The organism is Agarivorans sp. QJM3NY_33 (assembly GCF_050870865.2).
Classification (GTDB): domain Bacteria; phylum Pseudomonadota; class Gammaproteobacteria; order Enterobacterales; family Celerinatantimonadaceae; genus Agarivorans.
On the sequence record NZ_CP194039.2, the window covers coordinates 1,406,390 to 1,423,565 of the forward strand.

12 protein-coding genes are annotated in these 17,176 nt (G+C 45.2%); 10 read left to right on the forward strand and 2 right to left on the reverse strand.

The annotated features are described in order from the left end of the window. Window positions 1-116: 116 nt before the first annotated feature. Window positions 117-659, reverse strand: a complete 543-nt coding sequence (locus ACRRSY_RS06380; protein WP_432464605.1) for a TetR/AcrR family transcriptional regulator — start codon at window positions 657-659, stop codon at window positions 117-119. Between the two features lie 202 nt (window positions 660-861). On the opposite strand from ACRRSY_RS06380, the gene ACRRSY_RS06385 reads away from it, so the two are divergent. The 10 genes from ACRRSY_RS06385 (at window position 862) to ACRRSY_RS06430 (ending at window position 15,086) form a co-directional block, all read left to right on the forward strand. Further along, window positions 862-1,461 carry a hypothetical protein gene (locus tag ACRRSY_RS06385; protein WP_432454015.1) on the forward strand — a complete coding sequence of 200 codons (600 nt, stop codon included), beginning with the start codon at window positions 862-864 and terminating at the stop codon, window positions 1,459-1,461. A 195-nt stretch (window positions 1,462-1,656) separates the two neighbouring features. Beyond that, entirely contained in the window at window positions 1,657-2,013 is a 357-nt protein-coding gene (locus tag ACRRSY_RS06390; protein ID WP_432454014.1) for a GFA family protein, read from the forward strand. Between the two features lie 206 nt (window positions 2,014-2,219). Further along, on the forward strand, window positions 2,220-2,750 hold the full coding sequence (locus ACRRSY_RS06395; protein WP_432464606.1) for a hypothetical protein: 531 nt from the start codon (window positions 2,220-2,222) through the stop codon (window positions 2,748-2,750). Window positions 2,751-3,370: 620 nt separating this feature from the next. Then, the gene (locus ACRRSY_RS06400; protein ID WP_432464608.1) at window positions 3,371-5,815 is read left to right on the forward strand and encodes a beta-glucosidase; all 2,445 of its coding nucleotides are present in this window, start codon (window positions 3,371-3,373) and stop codon (window positions 5,813-5,815) included. Window positions 5,816-6,266: 451 nt separating this feature from the next. Continuing rightward, the gene (locus ACRRSY_RS06405) at window positions 6,267-9,614 is read left to right on the forward strand and encodes an alpha-amylase family glycosyl hydrolase (RefSeq protein ID WP_432464609.1); all 3,348 of its coding nucleotides are present in this window, start codon (window positions 6,267-6,269) and stop codon (window positions 9,612-9,614) included. Between the two features lie 540 nt (window positions 9,615-10,154). After that, on the forward strand, window positions 10,155-10,817 hold the full coding sequence (locus ACRRSY_RS06410; protein WP_432464610.1) for a hypothetical protein: 663 nt from the start codon (window positions 10,155-10,157) through the stop codon (window positions 10,815-10,817). Further along, window positions 10,789-11,526 carry a DUF3307 domain-containing protein gene (locus ACRRSY_RS06415; protein WP_432464611.1) on the forward strand — a complete coding sequence of 246 codons (738 nt, stop codon included), beginning with the start codon at window positions 10,789-10,791 and terminating at the stop codon, window positions 11,524-11,526. The genes ACRRSY_RS06410 and ACRRSY_RS06415 overlap by 29 nt, the downstream gene beginning before the upstream one ends. A gap of 162 nt (window positions 11,527-11,688) precedes the next feature. Next, window positions 11,689-12,555 carry a polysaccharide lyase family 7 protein gene (locus tag ACRRSY_RS06420; protein ID WP_432464612.1) on the forward strand — a complete coding sequence of 289 codons (867 nt, stop codon included), beginning with the start codon at window positions 11,689-11,691 and terminating at the stop codon, window positions 12,553-12,555. An 84-nt stretch (window positions 12,556-12,639) separates the two neighbouring features. Beyond that, window positions 12,640-14,589, forward strand: coding sequence for a RecQ family ATP-dependent DNA helicase (locus ACRRSY_RS06425; RefSeq protein ID WP_432464613.1), 1,950 nt, complete (start codon window positions 12,640-12,642; stop codon window positions 14,587-14,589). Between the two features lie 116 nt (window positions 14,590-14,705). Then, window positions 14,706-15,086, forward strand: a complete 381-nt coding sequence (locus ACRRSY_RS06430) for an STAS/SEC14 domain-containing protein (RefSeq protein WP_432454006.1) — start codon at window positions 14,706-14,708, stop codon at window positions 15,084-15,086. Between the two features lie 77 nt (window positions 15,087-15,163). On the opposite strand, the gene ACRRSY_RS06435 is transcribed toward ACRRSY_RS06430, so the two are convergent. Beyond that, a complete protein-coding gene (locus ACRRSY_RS06435; RefSeq protein WP_432454005.1) occupies window positions 15,164-17,161 on the reverse strand; it encodes a BCCT family transporter in 1,998 nt (665 codons plus the stop codon). Between the last annotated feature and the right edge of the window lie 15 nt (window positions 17,162-17,176).

Below are 17,176 nucleotides of genomic sequence, written 5' to 3' on the forward strand. Positions count from 1 at the left end.
ATCCGTTTAGAGCACTATCGGTGAGATTGCCGAAGTGACTCTATTAATGGCTGTCGTTTGAACTTGTGGTCGTTTGAACTTGTGACAGAACAGACTTTTTAAATCTACTGGATCAGCTAAGGCGTATTGAGCGCACTTAACAGCCAAATTTTAGCTTCATCCCAAGTGGTTGTTTGCCCATCCATTAAACGGCCCAACATCACTCCCATCAAAATGTGGTAGGTTTTTTTTGCTGATTGCTCTCCGACATATTGAGCAATGAGTTCAAGGTACTTTTTTTCGGCGAGTTGCATATGCTGATCAGCACGAACTTGCTGGCTATTCATGCCTCGAATGTAGTCGAGTACTAACCCTATTTCATTAGCAAACCGTTGTTCAATTTGTTGCATCAGTGATAGCAGCGCATCAACTCGTTCAGTTAAAGGCGCGGTTAAGCAGAGCTGCGATAATTGCATGCCTTGCTGAGTGATGGCCTCGAGACTTGCAGAAAATAAACTCTCTTTACTAGGAAAGTAATGGTACAGCGCGCTTTTCGACAAGCCTAATTCTAGAGCCAGTTGGCGCATGCCAAGTTGTGAGTAACCGTGCTTTAAGAACAGCTGTGCAGCTTGCGTGGCAAGCTTTTGTTGGTACTGCTGGCGATCGACAATTTTGGGCATAACCTGTCCTTTTATAGTCCGTTTGGACTATAAGTCTTTGGCAAATCAGTCGCAAGCTGATATTTTATAGTCCAGTTGGTCTAAAATGCCAAGTGCTTAAGTACAATCCCAGATCATGAACTGCTGTATATCATGCTATTGCTGCTTATTTCGATTTTAGACCTCTGAATATTGGCTCACAGATAAGCTCGAAAGGAATTATATGATGTTTATTAATTGGCGTTATCCCCAACCTCGCCGCGGTCTTGCTGGCGCGATCGATAAATTTATTGGCCCTGGAGCTACTCGGGCTGAGTGGGGCTTGCAAACCATCATTCCAGCTGTTGCTGCAATTGCCGCTTTACTGAACGCTTGGCAACTTGGTGCTGAGTGGACTTGGTGGCAAAACATAGTGGCGGCCTTGATTGCATTTGATGTGATGGGTGGAATTATTACCAATGCTACTTCTAGTGCAAAGCGCTGGTATCACCGAGTGGGGCAGGGACGCAAACAACACCTGAATTTTATTGCGCTGCATTTTCTCCAATTGAGTTTGATTTCGTGGTGTTTCTTAGATTTTGATTTTGTCTGGATTGGTATTGCTGGGCTCTATATGATGGGCGCGGCTTGGCTGATTTTAACGACCGTTTTATATTTGCAAAGGCCTATGGCGATGGCCTTGTATTCTGGAGCCTTGTTGATTTCGCTCTATGTATTACCCGCAGCCTTAGGTCTCGAATGGTTTTTACCGATGTTTTATCTTAAGTTGTTGGTGAGCCATTTACCGCAAGAAGAGCCTTACCGGCCAAGCGATGAAGTGTGATTGTGGTTAACGATAGATTTATTGTGTCTTGGCTAAATGCTTTATTTGGGTAAGCGCTTTGATGTATTGATCGTTGTGGTTGATAGTTATCGTAAACTTTCGACATCACTCGATACAGAGGTTGAATTCGGTGCTGTGCAATGGTAATGCTATTTATTCATTTAGGGTAGATGGCTTAAATATCAAGGGATAGTGATGAAACCAGCGAAGGAATACATTGGCAGTTGCCACTGTGGTTCAGTTAAGTTCAAAATAAACAGTGACTTTAGTGAACTAACGACCTGTGATTGTTCTATTTGTCGACGTAAAAACGCTTTAATGGTGAAGGTTCATGAAACTGAGTTTACTCTACTTACCGGTGAGTCATCGTTGAGCGAGTATCAATTCCATAGCCATACCGCGAAACATTTTTTCTGTAAAATCTGCGGTATTTACCCGTTTCATCGAAAGCGGGTGACGCCTGATTATCTTGGGATCAATGTGTTTTGCTTGGATGATTTTGAGCCCAAAGATATACCTGTAAGAGCAACCGTTGGCGCAGGCATGAAATGAAGCGTATACCAAGCCTAAATGACTAAACTGTGAGAGTTTACTGCACTAATTTATTATTGGTGCCTTATCACGCTTGATTCTGCTACTTGCGTCATAACAAAGGGTGATGAGTGACGATCTCTTTGCTCACTATTTCACTGAAATACTCATAGAAAATATAGTATTTTTTGTTATTAAGATTAACTTTCTTCTTAAAGGATATGCGTATGGGCATTGCAGTTGTCATTGCCTTGTTGGCTATCATTATCTTGATGTTTTTTTATTGGCGAACCGAAAGCCGCCAAACACAAAAGCCCTTCAATAAAAGTGAGATTGAAGCGTGTGTTGCGCAATGGAAAGGCTGGATTGAAGTCTGCAATTCAGAGTTTAAACCGATTTTTCAAGGCAAGGCTCTTGGTCAGGCCGATGGATGGGAGGGACTTTTGTTGGTAGGCGTTTTGATCGAAGATAATATTCCTGCGCCGCTTGCCCAAGCCCTTAAGCGCAGGAATCCCGCATGCACCTCGGAAGGGCAGTTCTTGGTTCGCTGTTTGTCAGCTCACGATAAAGATTTCATCATGTCTGGGATTGAACCGCCAGAGAGAATTACTATGCTTGAATCACTTCTTGTTGCGCCAGATAAAATTGAAAGTCGGATGGTCCTGAATTCTGAATACCTTGACGCTATAGACATTCCCGAAGGGATCCTGCAATTCGATACTATTTGGCAAAACTCAAGCAAGCAGGCCGCCGGATAATAGGTGGCTTCGACCATCATTGACGCCTCTATAGTGTCAATGATGGTGATAACTAATTCCCCTCCCTTAAACAACCAATCTAAGCTGCTACACGGCTCCCTTTTAAAATAAGTTGTGTTTAAAGGTTTCGCTGTTGAGGTGTCTTCGGTCACTCCTTATCCGCTTATTTATTAACGAAAATTTATATTACCCAGTTATTGGAGTGGTTCATGGCGAACCTCTGCCAATTTTTAAAAGAAAGGCTTGAGTGTCTTTGCTCGCTTCACTTTACGGCACACTGCTGGTTGCGCCTAGTAAGCTTTTATCTGGAACATATCAAGTGTCAAAATTAAACGGGTCAATCATTCCTTGCTATATGTGACAATTTGTAACCAATTGTAATTTTCCCTAGCACCTCTTAAAACAAAGTTTTAGCCCCTCAAAGGTAAATTTTGCTCCTCTGGGTAAAGCTTATGGTGGTCTTTACTCTATAGAATCAAATGGTTGTAGATTAGCTGTGTGTTGAAAAAATATGCGCGATATCGTCATTGAGAGAAATTCTTTGGATGCGCTTCCATATTCATGTCACCAGCAATTTTACCGTATAAAAACTAATAAAATTAGATCAAGGAGTGAAGGATATGTTAGAGCTAAAACCCAAAGTAGGTCTTGTTGCATTGGCCGTGACCATTACTTTGAGTGGCATGATTGCTGGGTGTAACGATGATGACGAAGTCACAGTAGACAGAACCAGTGACACTTATTATAAAACACTCGCAGAATCTATGCTTAAAGATTTGAGCATCAGTGAGAAGCTCGATATTGTTGCGGGTCCTGGGATGGATTTAAGCACTTATGCTGGGATCGATCCAATTAACCTACCTGAAGAGAAACAAGTAGACGGTGTCGCGGGCTATATTAACGGGGTAAGCAGTGATAGTTTAAGTATCCCGGCGGTTAAATTAGCCGATGGCCCCGCTGGTTTACGTATATCCCCAACCAGAGAAGGGCTTGGTGGTACTTACTATGCAACGGCTTGGCCTATCGGGACCTTACTTGCTTCCACCTGGAATACCGAGCTAGTTGAGCAAGTAGGCCAGGCTCAAGGGAATGAAGTTTTAGAATATGGCGTGGATATACTGTTAGGTCCAGGCATGAATATTCAACGTAATCCTTTATCGGGTCGAAATTTTGAGTATTACTCTGAAGATCCGGTTTTGTCGGGGATGATCGCTTCGGCTATGGTGAACGGTCTTCAGTCTAATGGCATCGGCGCAACTCTTAAACACTTCTTCGCAAATAATGCCGAGACCAATCGCTTCTTTCTTGATTCAGTTGCCGATCCCAGAACACTTCGAGAAATTTACTTAAGAGGTTTTAAAATCGCGCTTGAGCAATCGAAGCCGTGGGCAATCATGAGTCCTTACAATTTGATTAATGGCACTTATGTCAATCAACGCGCAGATATACTGACCGATATTCTACGCAACGAATGGGATTACAGCGGCTTGGTCATGTCAGATTGGTTTGCTGGCAATGTTGCAGGATTTTCAACTGACTTTTCCGGTATGGTTGGACGGGATGAAGACTCCGCTGGCAAACAAATCGCGGCTGGCAATAATTTAATTGAGCCTGGTAATTTGAAAGGTGATTTAGAAGCTGCGCTTGAAAAGGGTGTGTTAACAGAGGAACAAGTCGATACCAGTGTGGTGGCGATTTTAACCCAAGTACAAAAAACACCGTCTTATAAACAGTATGACTATTCAAACAATCCAGACTTAAATAGTCACGCGGCGCTTGCGCGAGAAGCGGCTGCAGAAGGGATGATTCTTTTGCAAAATAATGCTTCAGCCTTACCGTTGAGTAAAGGTAAAAGCTTAGCCTCATTTGGGACGGTGCAAATTAATACCTTAAAAGGCGGCACCGGTAGCGGTGATGTGAATGCGGCTTATACCGTTGATATTGCCAGTGGTTTGGCACAGTACTACACCTTAAATGCTGACTTGAAAACTTTTTATACGGATTACTTCAACGAAAACAGTTACAGCAAACAAGCCTTGCTTGGCAGCTATCTTTTTGCCGATGAACCTTCGGTTTCTGATAACGCAAACTTACCAACGCTGATCGCAGAAGCGGCTGAATCAAACGATGCAGCAATTATTACCTTGGGGCGTCAGGCGGGTGAAGGTGAAGACCGCACCAATACTCAAGGAGACTATCTGTTAACGGATGAAGAATTGGAAATCATTGACGCAGTATCCAGTGCCTTCCACGCCAAGGGTAAAACGGTCACCGTGGTACTGAATGTTAACGGCTTAGTCGATACTTCGCAGTGGGGAAGTAAAGTTGATGCCATTCTTCTCGCCTATATGGGGGGGCAAGAAACCGGGGTCGCGGTTGCTGATATTATCTCGGGTGAGGTCAATCCGAGTGGTAAATTGGCGCAAACCATACCCGCTTCTTATGCTGATGTACCATCGGCAACAACTTTCCCCGGTGTCGATGTTGATGCCGATGGGCTGGCGGATAAGTCGTATTATAACGAGGGTATTTATGTTGGTTATCGATACTACACCTCGTTTGATAAGAGTGTCGCCTACCCATTTGGTTATGGCTTGTCGTACACCGACTTTAGTTATAGCGATACTGGCATCAGTGTAAACTCTTTTGCTTCCGATGGTGCGTCAGGCCAAGTCACCGTGACCGCAACGATTAGCAATGTAGGCAATGTGGCAGGAAAAGAAGCGGCTCAGGTGTATGTTTCAGCACCCGAAGTTAAGTTGAAAAAACCAACTATTGAGCTAAAAGCATTTGCTAAAACTAAACTTTTAAATGCGGGTGAATCACAAACTTTAAGCTTTAACATCTCGGCGAAGACTTTGGCTAGTTTTGATCCTGATAACAATCAATGGATTGTTGAACCCGGCACCTACCGTGTTTATGTTTCTCCATCATCAGATGTCTCAAATGTAGCACCGCTTACCTTCTCGGTTAATCATGAGATTGTGATTAGTGAGACCACTCCGGGGGCGCTTGCCTTAGCTGAAGGGGTTGTGGCCAGCGATTTTATAACTATAAACGAGTAGCCTCTCATTAAATGCTTTAACTTGGCTGAATCGTGATTCTGCGTACTCAAAGTGAGTAGCATGTCAGAGGAACTAAGTAGCATTTTTTAAGAGTTTGCCCTAGGTCGTACTGGCCTAGGGCCTTTTTATTTATATCGAGCTTAGCGATTTCTATTGCCCAGACTGTTGTTTGTTTAGCAGGCTGGTGCGATAAGTTTCATCACTCCCGCTAGTTGATCATAGCAAAATCATCCTCAATGAATTTACCATTCAGGATATAAACGCTGCCATTTGTATAACAATAAAATGAAATCCTTTTCAATCACAAATTGGAGATGTTTATTTGACTGAAGCCTCAGTTTGTTTGTTTTCATGCGCACTTTTTCTGAAGAGTCGATTATGGTCAGTCTGGAAATGACCGAAAGAGTCATTAGAGCTTGGCTAACAGATACATTCGAATTAAGGAAATATCATGAACAAGGTAGTTTTACTGGGGCTGTTAACCGCTTCTCTTTCTGCTCAGGCAGAATGGGAATTCCGGGGAACCCCTAATGGTTGGCAAAACACGCCACTGGAGCAGCTTGCAAGCAATCACTATCAAACTTGCCAAAGTTTTGGTAACAGTGATCCTCGCTTTAAAATTGATCGTTGGGGAGACTGGCAAGAGGCTTATCCGAGCAGTGATTATCGGGTATCCGAAGGCAGTTATTTAATTGACTTTTACAGCGATAGTCAGGAAATTCAACTGTCTCAGGTGAGCGACTGTGGCGGCAATCAGGCACCTATCGCGCAAATTTCACCTGCTCATACGCAGTCGGTTGTCGCGGGTAGCAGTTTGACCTTTTCGGCAATTAACTCAAGTGATGCCGATGGTCAGATTATCAGCTATTTATGGAGCACTGGTGAAACCAGTGAGTCGATCACCCTTAGTCCTGAGCAAAGTCAAACCCTTACCCTGCAAGTAAGCGATGATCAGGGCGCTAGCAGCGCGCTTGCCAGCGTTGAGGTGACAGTGACCGGCACCGGCACCGGCACCGGCACCGGCACTGAACCCGCCGAGTGGTGTTTTCGTGGTACCCCTAATGGCTGGGGTCAAACGCCAATGGTTTATAACTCAGCCGACGGTGTATATGAAATCAGCCAGAGTTTTGCTGGTGAAGAGAGTCCCGCTCGCTTTAAGGTGGCGGCATGTTCTGAAGATGGTCGCTGGGGCGAAAATTACCCGACCGAAGATTTTACCGTACTCGACAATACTCGCTATAAAATTAGCTTTAATGGCTCAACTCACAACATCATCGCCTCAGAAGTTGTGGAGCTTACTCTGCCTGAGTTATTAGTGAGCCCTGGCAGCCGTGATTTTAGTACCGATAGCATTGAGGTCACTTTAAGCTACCAAGGTGAACAGATTACCGAGAGTCGTTATTTAATCAATATTCCCGGTCAAAGTTCCATGCCGTTTACCAAGGGAGAAGTGATAACTCTGGGGTCTGATCTCGACATTGACCAAACGCTGGAATTACAGGTATGGGTTGCAAATGCCCAAGGCTCAGCGACGCAAACCTTCACCTACAAAAAAGTCGCCGCGCCAGAGACCGGGTTTACGGTATGGTTGGAAGCACCAAGTGACTGGACACCGACGCTGCACCACTGGGATGCTTTGCCCGAAGCCTCGGAAGGTGATTCCGTTTGGCCTGGTGATGCGATGGTTGCGCTTGGCGACAATTGGTATCAGTATGACTTTGCCAACAGCGATTCCAGTAAGCTGATTTTCAGCAATCAGGGCAGTGAACAAACCGACGATCTGCTTCGTGACCGCGATGGTTGTTATTCCATCAGTCGTCAAAGCTGGACCGATAGCTGTGAACTTCCCTTGGATGTGAAGGTGAGTATTGATCCACAAACCAGCACTTTTTGGACCGATAGCATCACGGTTACCTTGAATGCGAGTGGTCAAGATGTATTGGGTGGTTCATACAGCATCGATGGCAGCGATCCTGAAAACGGGATCGCCTTTACCAATGGCGATAGCGTGACGCTGGGAAGTGACCTGGCCATCGATCAAAGCATACAAGTTTGCCTATATGCGGCCAATAGCGCGGGCAGTGCCAATCAGTGTTTTAGTTTAACCAAAATCGCTCAGCCCCAGGCTGCTGATTTTACCTGGGATAATGCCAGTGTTTACTTCGTCATTACCGATCGCTTTAAAGACGGTAATCCGGGAAATAATAACGCCTATGGCCGCCCAAGTACGGATGCGACCGGAAGCAACATTGGGACTTTCCATGGTGGTGATATTGCGGGCTTAAGTCAGAAATTAGATGAAGGTTACTTCACCGATTTAGGTATTAACGCGATTTGGCTGACTGCGCCATATGAACAAGCACATGGTTTTGTTGGAGGCGGTAGCGCCGGCGACTTTGCGCATTATGCTTATCATGGTTATTACGTGCAGGATTACACCAATCTTGATGCCAACATGGGAACCGCCGCTGAGTTTAAAGCCTTTGTTGATAAAGCGCATAGCCAAGGTATTCGAGTGGTGATGGATGTGGTGATGAACCACGCCGGATATAACACTTTGAAAGACATGGAAGCGTTTAATTACGGTTCTACCAGTACCAACTCAAGTTGGACTCCAGGCGCCGGTGGCAACTGGTTTGGTTACCATGATTTTATTAACTACAATGGCGATGAAAACCTTTGGTTGAATTGGTGGGGGAAAGATTGGATCCGAGTGGGTCTACCCGGCTACGATGCCTGTGGCAACGACGATTTAAGCAAATGTTTGGCTTACCTACCTGACTTCAAAACCGAGTCCACTCAGGCGGTCGGGATCCCCACCTTCCTTGCTAACAAGGCAAGCTTTGGACAGGGTTATTTAAGTGACTATCATGCCGTGGGCACCAAGCGAGTTCGTGATTGGATCACCGAATGGTTGGTGCAGTATGTGCGTGATTACGGGATTGACGGTTTCCGAGTCGATACCGCAAAACATGTCACCTACGATAATTGGGCGTACTTAAATCAACAGGCTAACCAAGCCTTAAATGAATGGCGTCAAAATAATCCGGATGCGCCAGCAGCCGACTGGACTGACGCGTTCTGGTCAACAGCTGAAGTTTGGGGGCATGGGCTTGGCCAGTCTGATATTCATACCGCGGCTAACTTTGACTCGGTGATTAACTTTAGCTTTAAAGGCTTAATTGAGGGCATGGTTAACGATACCGAGAACATGCTTAGCCAGTTTGCCAACTATGCCAGCCAGGTGAACAGCTCAAGTGACTGGAATGTGCTGAGCTATATCTCTAGTCACGATACTGGTTCGGTATTCTACAATGGTGATGACCAACGGCAAAAACGAGCCGGAACTGCCTTAATGCTGCTTCCGGGTGGAATACAAGTCTTTTATGGCGATGAATTAGGCCGGGCCAACGGCAATGGAGGCTCAGATGCCGATCAAGGTAGTCGTTCCAGTGTTGATTGGAGCAAAGCCGGCAACAGCGTTCATCAACATTGGCAAAAACTGGGGCAATTCCGTCGTGACAATCCTGCGGTAGGGGCTGGCCAGCATTTCAGTATTGTTGGGCAATCCAACGGTAAAGCCTTTGCCCGGCGTTGGACGGATCCGCAATCTGGTAGTGTTAATACGGTCGTTGTGGTGCTCGATGGCTCCGGTATCGTGAACGTCAATGTTGACAGTTACTTCGACGACGGCATCACCGTGCGAAATGCCTATGATGGCACCATTGCCACGGTGAGTCATGGCAGCGTTAGTTTCGACGCGGGAAGTGAAGGTTTAATTTTACTCGAAGCTTTATAATCCAATATCCTTAGCTAAGTCCTTTGCCGCTCAATCAATTGAGCGGCCTTTTTGTATTTGTCCGGGCGCAATGGGCTTGCCCGATATTGCTTTTAAACCGATAACTATCTGTTTCTGTATTGACTCAGCAAGGCCTTGCTTAACACACTATCGCGGACAACAACGCCTTGTTCTAGTGAAATATTGTTACTCAGCTAAAAATGACTTGAGGCGCAGCAACGGCGCAAACTTGCTTCAGCCTGCCAGCTTTGAGGTTTGTGTTAGAACTCTCAAACTACTAATATTTCTGTTAAATAGCGGTGAAAAGGGATGATAGGGAGCAAAAATGAATAGTCGACCGTTTTCCTGTTGTCATTGTGCTGAAGTGGCCAGTTTAGATTTTGATTTTTCGATGGCTTTTCAGGCCATCGTGAATGTGAATACCCAGAGCATTTAAAATCGTTTACATTGTAAAAAGTAACTAAATAAGGTTACTTTTTGCAATGTAGTCTATTTAGGTTACTATTCGTTGAGGGATGACCCTCCAACTAAAGGATGTTTATGGCCGATGTTGCAGTGTTAAGTGGAGATATTGTGGGCTCCAGCGACTTACCAGCGGACATTTTTGCTGAACTGATTGGGTGCTTAAACCAAAGTTTAAGTTTACTTTGCGAGCGTTACGATGCGCGTTATGAAATGTTCCGTGGGGATGCTTTTCAACTGGTGGTGAATCAGCCTGGTTGCGCTATCGACTGCGCTTTAACCATCCGCTTAGCCTTAAAATCGTTTGGCTCGAAACGGCAAGGTTTTGATGCTCGCATTGGCATAGGGATTGGCCAAATCGACCCTTTAGATGAATATGTGTCGCGTTCTAGTGGCCAAGCCTTTGTGTTATCGGGGCGCGGTTTAGATAGCTTAAAGCGCCAGTATTTAGCCATTTTTGCCGACAATCCGCAGTTTTTACGTGGGATTGACTTACTCACCAAGTTTGTTGATTTGCAGATCCAAGAGCTTACAGTCAAACAAGCCCACGCCTTAGCCACCTATTGGCAGCTCAGCGAGCCAAGCCATGCGGCCTTAGCCAAGTGTTTGAATAGCTCCCGAGTTAATGCCACCAAGTTATTGAATCAATCACAGTATTTGCTTCTCGACGAATACCGCCAACTATTTAGGCAACTTACGGAAGAATTTTTTAATGGAACCCTTACTATTGATGCTCACTAGTGTGGGCTGCGCTTATGTTGTATTTGAATTTTATCTCAGTCCTCGACGTTGGCCCGAGCAGATCCAACAGACGAAGTTACGCGCTGCAGCCTTGTATATACGCGCTTTATTTATCACGCTGTTATTTGCGGGCATTACCAGCTTATTTATCGGCGTTTCGATACAGTTAGCACTGGCTTGTATCACCTTGTTCTTTGCAAGCCTTATTATTCCTTTAGTTGGCGCTTACTTACCTTTGAGTGCCGCCTATTTATTCGGACAACAAATTATTCATTTGGCCGTACTAATGGTGTTATTGGTTGATTTAACCAACCATTGGGAAGGCTTTACCCAAAAGTTGCTGCAACTGGTCGATGCGGGTGGTCTGCTGGTGGTGCTGGCTTACCTGCTGGTTCTTAAACCCAGTTCATGGCTATTGGCATTGTTATTAAAACGTTGGACCCCCAGTGTTCCGTCGAGTCAACCGACCCTTGATTCGGCGGGTCAGACAATTGGTATGGTCGAGCGCAGCTTAGTGCTCACTTGCGTACTGATAAACCAGTTTGCCGCCATCGGCTTTATTGTGGCGGCGAAATCGATTTTTCGCTTCGGTGATTTAACCGGGAAAAGTGATCGCAAACTCACGGAATACGTGATGCTGGGAACTTTGTTAAGTGTTGCGATTAGCGTATTTGTTGGTTTGGCGGTAAAGGCTTTGATCGAAAAATAGCGCTGTATGACCAGTTTTTTTGTTGCGCGCAGGCCGAGGGCATCGAGTATAGTTTAAAGTGCTTTTCTTGAATTGTATGATAAATCGAGCGTTGTCAACTCATGGTCTACGCTTTTTCGTTAGACTAAGCAAAGTCTTAATTCCGGTTTGGTGAAAACTTAATTGAAAATAGTCTCCGTGTTTAATATCACTCTGTTACTTATGTTTTGGGTTTCGAATGCTCAGGCGGTTACTGATCTACAGCGTTGGATGCTAAGTATTCCGGTTGATGAGACGCACAATGGCCGAGCCGATAATATTAAAGAGCGCGAGTTGGTCGCGGGCTTTGCGTATTCACCTTATTTTGAAGTGACAGCCGACCGCTTGGTATTTCGCTCGCCCGTTCAGGGGCCAAAAACTTCATCGAATACCAGCTATACACGTTCGGAGTTACGCGAAATGCTGCGCGCGGGCGATAAGCAGATCAAAAGCCAAGGGGTGACGCGCAATAATTGGGTTTTTTCTTCAGCCCCGGAGCAAGATCAACGTTTAGCGGGCGCGGTTGACGGGGTGATGGAAGCCGAGCTTGCGGTTAATCATGTCACGACTACGGGTGATAAACGTCAGGTGGGGCGAGTGGTGATCGGGCAAATCCATGCCAACCACGATGAACCAATTCGGCTCTATTATCGTAAACTGCCACAACATCAAAAAGGTTCTATTTATTTTGCACATGACCGCATTGGTCGAAAAAATCAGTGGATTGAAATGATTGGCAGCAAGTCTAGCTCAGCCCCCGAACCGGAAAACGGGATTGCGCTGAATGAGCGTTTTACTTACCGCATTGCGGTGAGCGGCAACTTGCTGACGGTTACGCTGAAAAAAGCGGGCGATGAGGATATCGTGCAACAGCTCGACATGTCGCACAGTGGTTATGATCAAGGCGGTCAATATATGTACTTTAAGGCAGGGGTATACAATCAAAATAAGTCGGGTGAGCCAGACGACTACGTACAAGCAACGTTTTATCGTATAGATGTTTCTCATTAAAGGCTTAAGGCGCATACAGCTTAAGAGATAGTCGGTATACTAATGGTCTTTTCGTTCCCTTGTTAACCCCGCATAAGGTTTTTCATGAGCGCTTCCCTAGAGCAGCAACTTCAGGCCAGTTTTGGCTTCGATTCCTTTCGCCCTGGCCAACAACAGGCGGTTCGTCAGTTGCTGGCGGGCCAATCGACTCTGGCCATTTTTCCAACGGGCTCGGGCAAGTCTTTGTGTTATCAGTTTAGTGCCTTGCAGCTCCCGCATTTAACTTTGGTAGTTTCACCTTTATTGGCCTTAATTAAAGATCAATTAGAGTTTTTACATGCCAAGGGTATTGCGGCGGCTAGCCTTGATTCAAGCTTGAGCCCGGCGCAAAATCAGCAAGTGATGAGCGAGGTGCGCAGTGGCCAAACCAAGATCCTGATGGTTTCGGTGGAACGATTTAAAAATGAGCGCTTCCGCCAATTTATTCAAGCGGTGCCTTTATCGATGCTAGTGGTGGACGAAGCGCACTGTATCTCGGAATGGGGGCATAACTTTCGACCCGACTATTTGAAATTGCCAACTTACCGGGAACAACTGAATATTCCCTTGGTGTTGCTGTTAACAGCAACTGCCACCAAGCAAGTCAAATTAGATATGGCGCGGCGTTTTGCAATCAGTGAACAAGCCATTATACAGACTGGCTTCTATCGTAGTAATCTTGATTTAACGGTGACGGCGGTGACCTCGCAAGCAAAAGATCAGGCCTTGTTGCAGCTGATCAGTCAACAACAGGGCGCGGGTATTGTTTATGTGACGCTGCAACATACCGCCGAGCAAGTAGCCAATCACTTACGAGCCCATCAGGTCAACGCCCAAGCCTATCATGCGGGTTTTAGTAACGAGCAACGTCAGCAAACGCAAAACGATTTCATGCAAGATAAGCTGCAAGTCGTGGTGGCCACCATTGCTTTTGGCATGGGGGTTGATAAAGCCAATATCCGTTTTGTGGTGCATTATGACTTGCCCAAATCGATTGAAAATTATAGCCAGGAAATTGGTCGCGCAGGGCGCGATGGCTTGCCATCGCAGTGTGTGACACTGGCCAATCTGGACGGTTTAAGCACCGTGGAAAACTTTGTCTATGGTGATACACCGGAGCTGAACGCGATTGAATATGTTTTGGAAAACATTCGTCAAGAGGGCCAGGGTGAACAGTGGGAGTTACAGTTAAATCGTTTGTCGAGTGCTGCAAATATTCGCCAGTTACCGCTAAAGACCCTGCTGGTGCAGATGGAGATGCAGGGGCTGATCAAGCCCTTGTACGCCTACTATGCCGACTTCCGCTACAAGTTTATTCAAGACAAGGCAGCGTTGTTGGCGATGTTCAAGGGCGAGCGACAGCAATTTATTGCGGCCATTTTTGAGCATACCCAAATGAAGAAAATATGGGGTAGCTTAAACTTCGACAGCTTATATCAAAGTTATCGTGCGGAACGCTCAAGGGTGGTGGCCGCTCTAGAGTACCTACATGAGCAAGGTTTGATAGAGCTAGAAACTAAAAAGATTACCGAGGTCTATCAACTCAATTTAAGCGCGTTGGCAGAGCCGACTCTCGCCGCTAACTTGCATCATTATTTTTGTGATAAAGAAACCAAAGAAATTCAACGAATTGCCAAGTTAGTCGGTTTTTTTGAGTTAGATAGCTGTTTGAGTTACCAACTCGCGGGATACTTTGATGATCGGCAGGCACCGCAGCGTTGTGGTCACTGTAGTGTATGTCGAGGAAAGGTGGCTCGCTTGAGTCATTCACAAATTCCGATGGTGCCTAATCAAAGTCAGTTATTGAGTGACTTACAAGGCTTGCAACAACATATACACAGTAAAGCCGATGGGGCATTTAGCCAAACCTTAGCTTGTCGTTTTTTGGCGGGTATTAATGTGCCTTTATTTACTCGTTTGAAAATTAAAGCGTTGCCGGGCTTTGCGCGTTGTGAGCAACAACCCTATGCCGATATTATGACGCAAGTGCAGCGATTGTGGTCTGAGTTAATGTAGTTGAATTGTTTTAGATCAAAGGCTTGAATTAATCACCAGACAATTCACGATGAGCGCTTCAATCTCTACCATACTGTAAGGAACGCCGTAGCGGATTATTTACATGGGAGCAAGGCATGACTATTCTCAGACATGGCATTACTATCGGAATTGAACGCTTAGAAACTCGTTTATTGCTGTCGATGAAAGCTTGTGGCACCTTGACTCATCAGGACTATCAACAAGTGACTCCGTTGCTTGAGGCGGCTTTAGTTGAAGTGAAGCATGCGCCGGTTCGGGTTTTTTTTGATGCCACAGAACTTGAAGGCTGGGAGCTTAGAGCCGCTTGGGACGATTTTAGACTCGGTCTTAAATACGGCCAAGATTTTGATAAAATAGCTATTTTAAGTCAGAAGCAATGGTTGGAATGGGCATCCAAGGTGGGGCGCTGGTTTGTCAGTGGTGAAGTGCAAATTTTTGAGAATGAACAAACTGCCTTAGTGTGGTTGGAGCAATAAACGGTAGTGACAAACCATGAAAAATAAGGCCAGAGCAAAGTCTCTGGCCTTATTTTTTAGTCACTAATCATTAAGCATTAAATTTGCTCATGACTTGCTTGTTGCATCGGGCTTTCCTCTTCCTCTAATATTTCAGAGCTGGCTAAATATAAGAAATGCAAATGACGTTCGTATTGGCTGATCACATCAACAATAATTTGGTCTTCGGTATAACCAAATACATCGTATTGCTGGCCGCCTTGTAATAGAAATACTTCGGCTCGGTAATAGTCATTATGCTTTTCGTCGGCATAGCTGGGCATCACAAAGTGACGTAAGCGGATCCCATAGGCGAAGTTTTCAGCTTCTTCCTTATAAATGGTTAAGCGGATTTTCTCACTATCTTCAATTAACTTGGCGTTTAGCCCATTGGCACTGAAGTGTTCGACCAATTGCATAAATGCCGGGCGTACCACTTGGCTCACAAATCCTTGTGCTTCGGGCCTTAAGGGGTGAACTAACAGTGAGTCTAAGCGGTCTTTCCATGAAATATTTGCCTTGGAAAATTGCACCGAAGTATTATGGGTTTGTACGCTGTTTTGTAGCATGTAGTCGTGTTTTAGTGCTTTTAACAAGGCATAGCAAAAACACAGTAAGACAAACATAAACGGAAACGCCGAAGCGATGGTTAAAGTTTGCAAGGCTGCTAAGCCGCCTGCAAATAATAAGGCTGCAGCAATAAAGCCAATTAACAAGGTCCAAAAAATTCGTTGCCATAATGGGGTATTGGTTTCGCCGCCTGCAGTTAAGGTGTCAATCACCAAAGCGCCAGAGTCAGCTGAGGTGATAAAGAAAGTGGTCACTAACAATACCGCAATACCAGATAGCAGAGACGAGAAAGGAAGTTGTTCAAAAAACACAAATATTGCAGTGGCAACATCGTGATTGACTGCTAAAGCTAATTCGCTCATCGCATCGCCAGCAATCAAATGAATTGCGGTATTGCCAAACACGGTCATCCACAAGAAAGTGAATCCTGAAGGGATAAACAACACGCCAATAATAAATTCACGAATAGTTCGGCCACGAGAAACCCGTGCAATAAATATCCCAACAAAAGGTGACCAGGAAACCCACCATCCCCAATACAACATGGTCCAACCGCCAATCCAGTCTTCTTTGCGATCGTAAGCATATAAATTAAAGGTACTACTGACCAGCTCACTCATATAGGTGCCAGTGTTTTGTACGTATGATTTTAAGAGCAACTCGCTGGGACCAAGCAATAACATGGCAATGAGTAGCAACAAGGCTAAAAACATATTCAGATTGGATAAGCGCTTAATCCCGCCATCTAAGCCTAAAACCACAGACACGGTAGCCAAACCAATCACCACAACAATTAGGCCAAGCTGTACCCATTCGTTTTGTGGAACATCAAATAAGTAACTTAAACCAGCGTTGAGCTGTTGAACGCCAAATCCCAAAGAGGTGGCGACACCAAAAATTGTCCCGACCACTGCAAAGGTGTCGGTGGCATGGCCAATCGGCCCATAAATACGATCACCAATCAGTGGGTATAAAGATGAGCGGGGTAATAAAGGCAGCTTATGTCGATAGCTGAAGTAGGCTAGTGATAGCCCCACTACCGCATAAATCCCCCAGGCATGCAGTCCCCAATGGAAAAAGGTAATCCGCATCGCTTCTTTGGCGGCAGCAATGCTAGCAGGATCGCCCACTGGCGGTGACAAATAGTGCATTACTGGCTCTGCTACACCAAAAAACATCAGGCCAATGCCCATTCCGGCCGAGAATAACATCGAAAACCAAGAGATATTGCTGTAGTCGGGTTCCGAATGGTCGGGACCCAATTTAATGTCGCCTAAGCGGCTGACCATAATGAACACGACAAAAATAAGAAATATCGCAACCGATAAAACATAAATCCAGCTGACATTCGTCGCCAACCAAGATTGAATCAGGTTAAAGCTTGTCCCTGTATATTTGGGGCGTAAGGCTGAAAAAATTGCGATCGATAAGGTGATAATTAAGGATGAATAAAATACCGGAGCATTTATTTTTTTAGTTAAGCGCATTAAAAACTCTTGTTA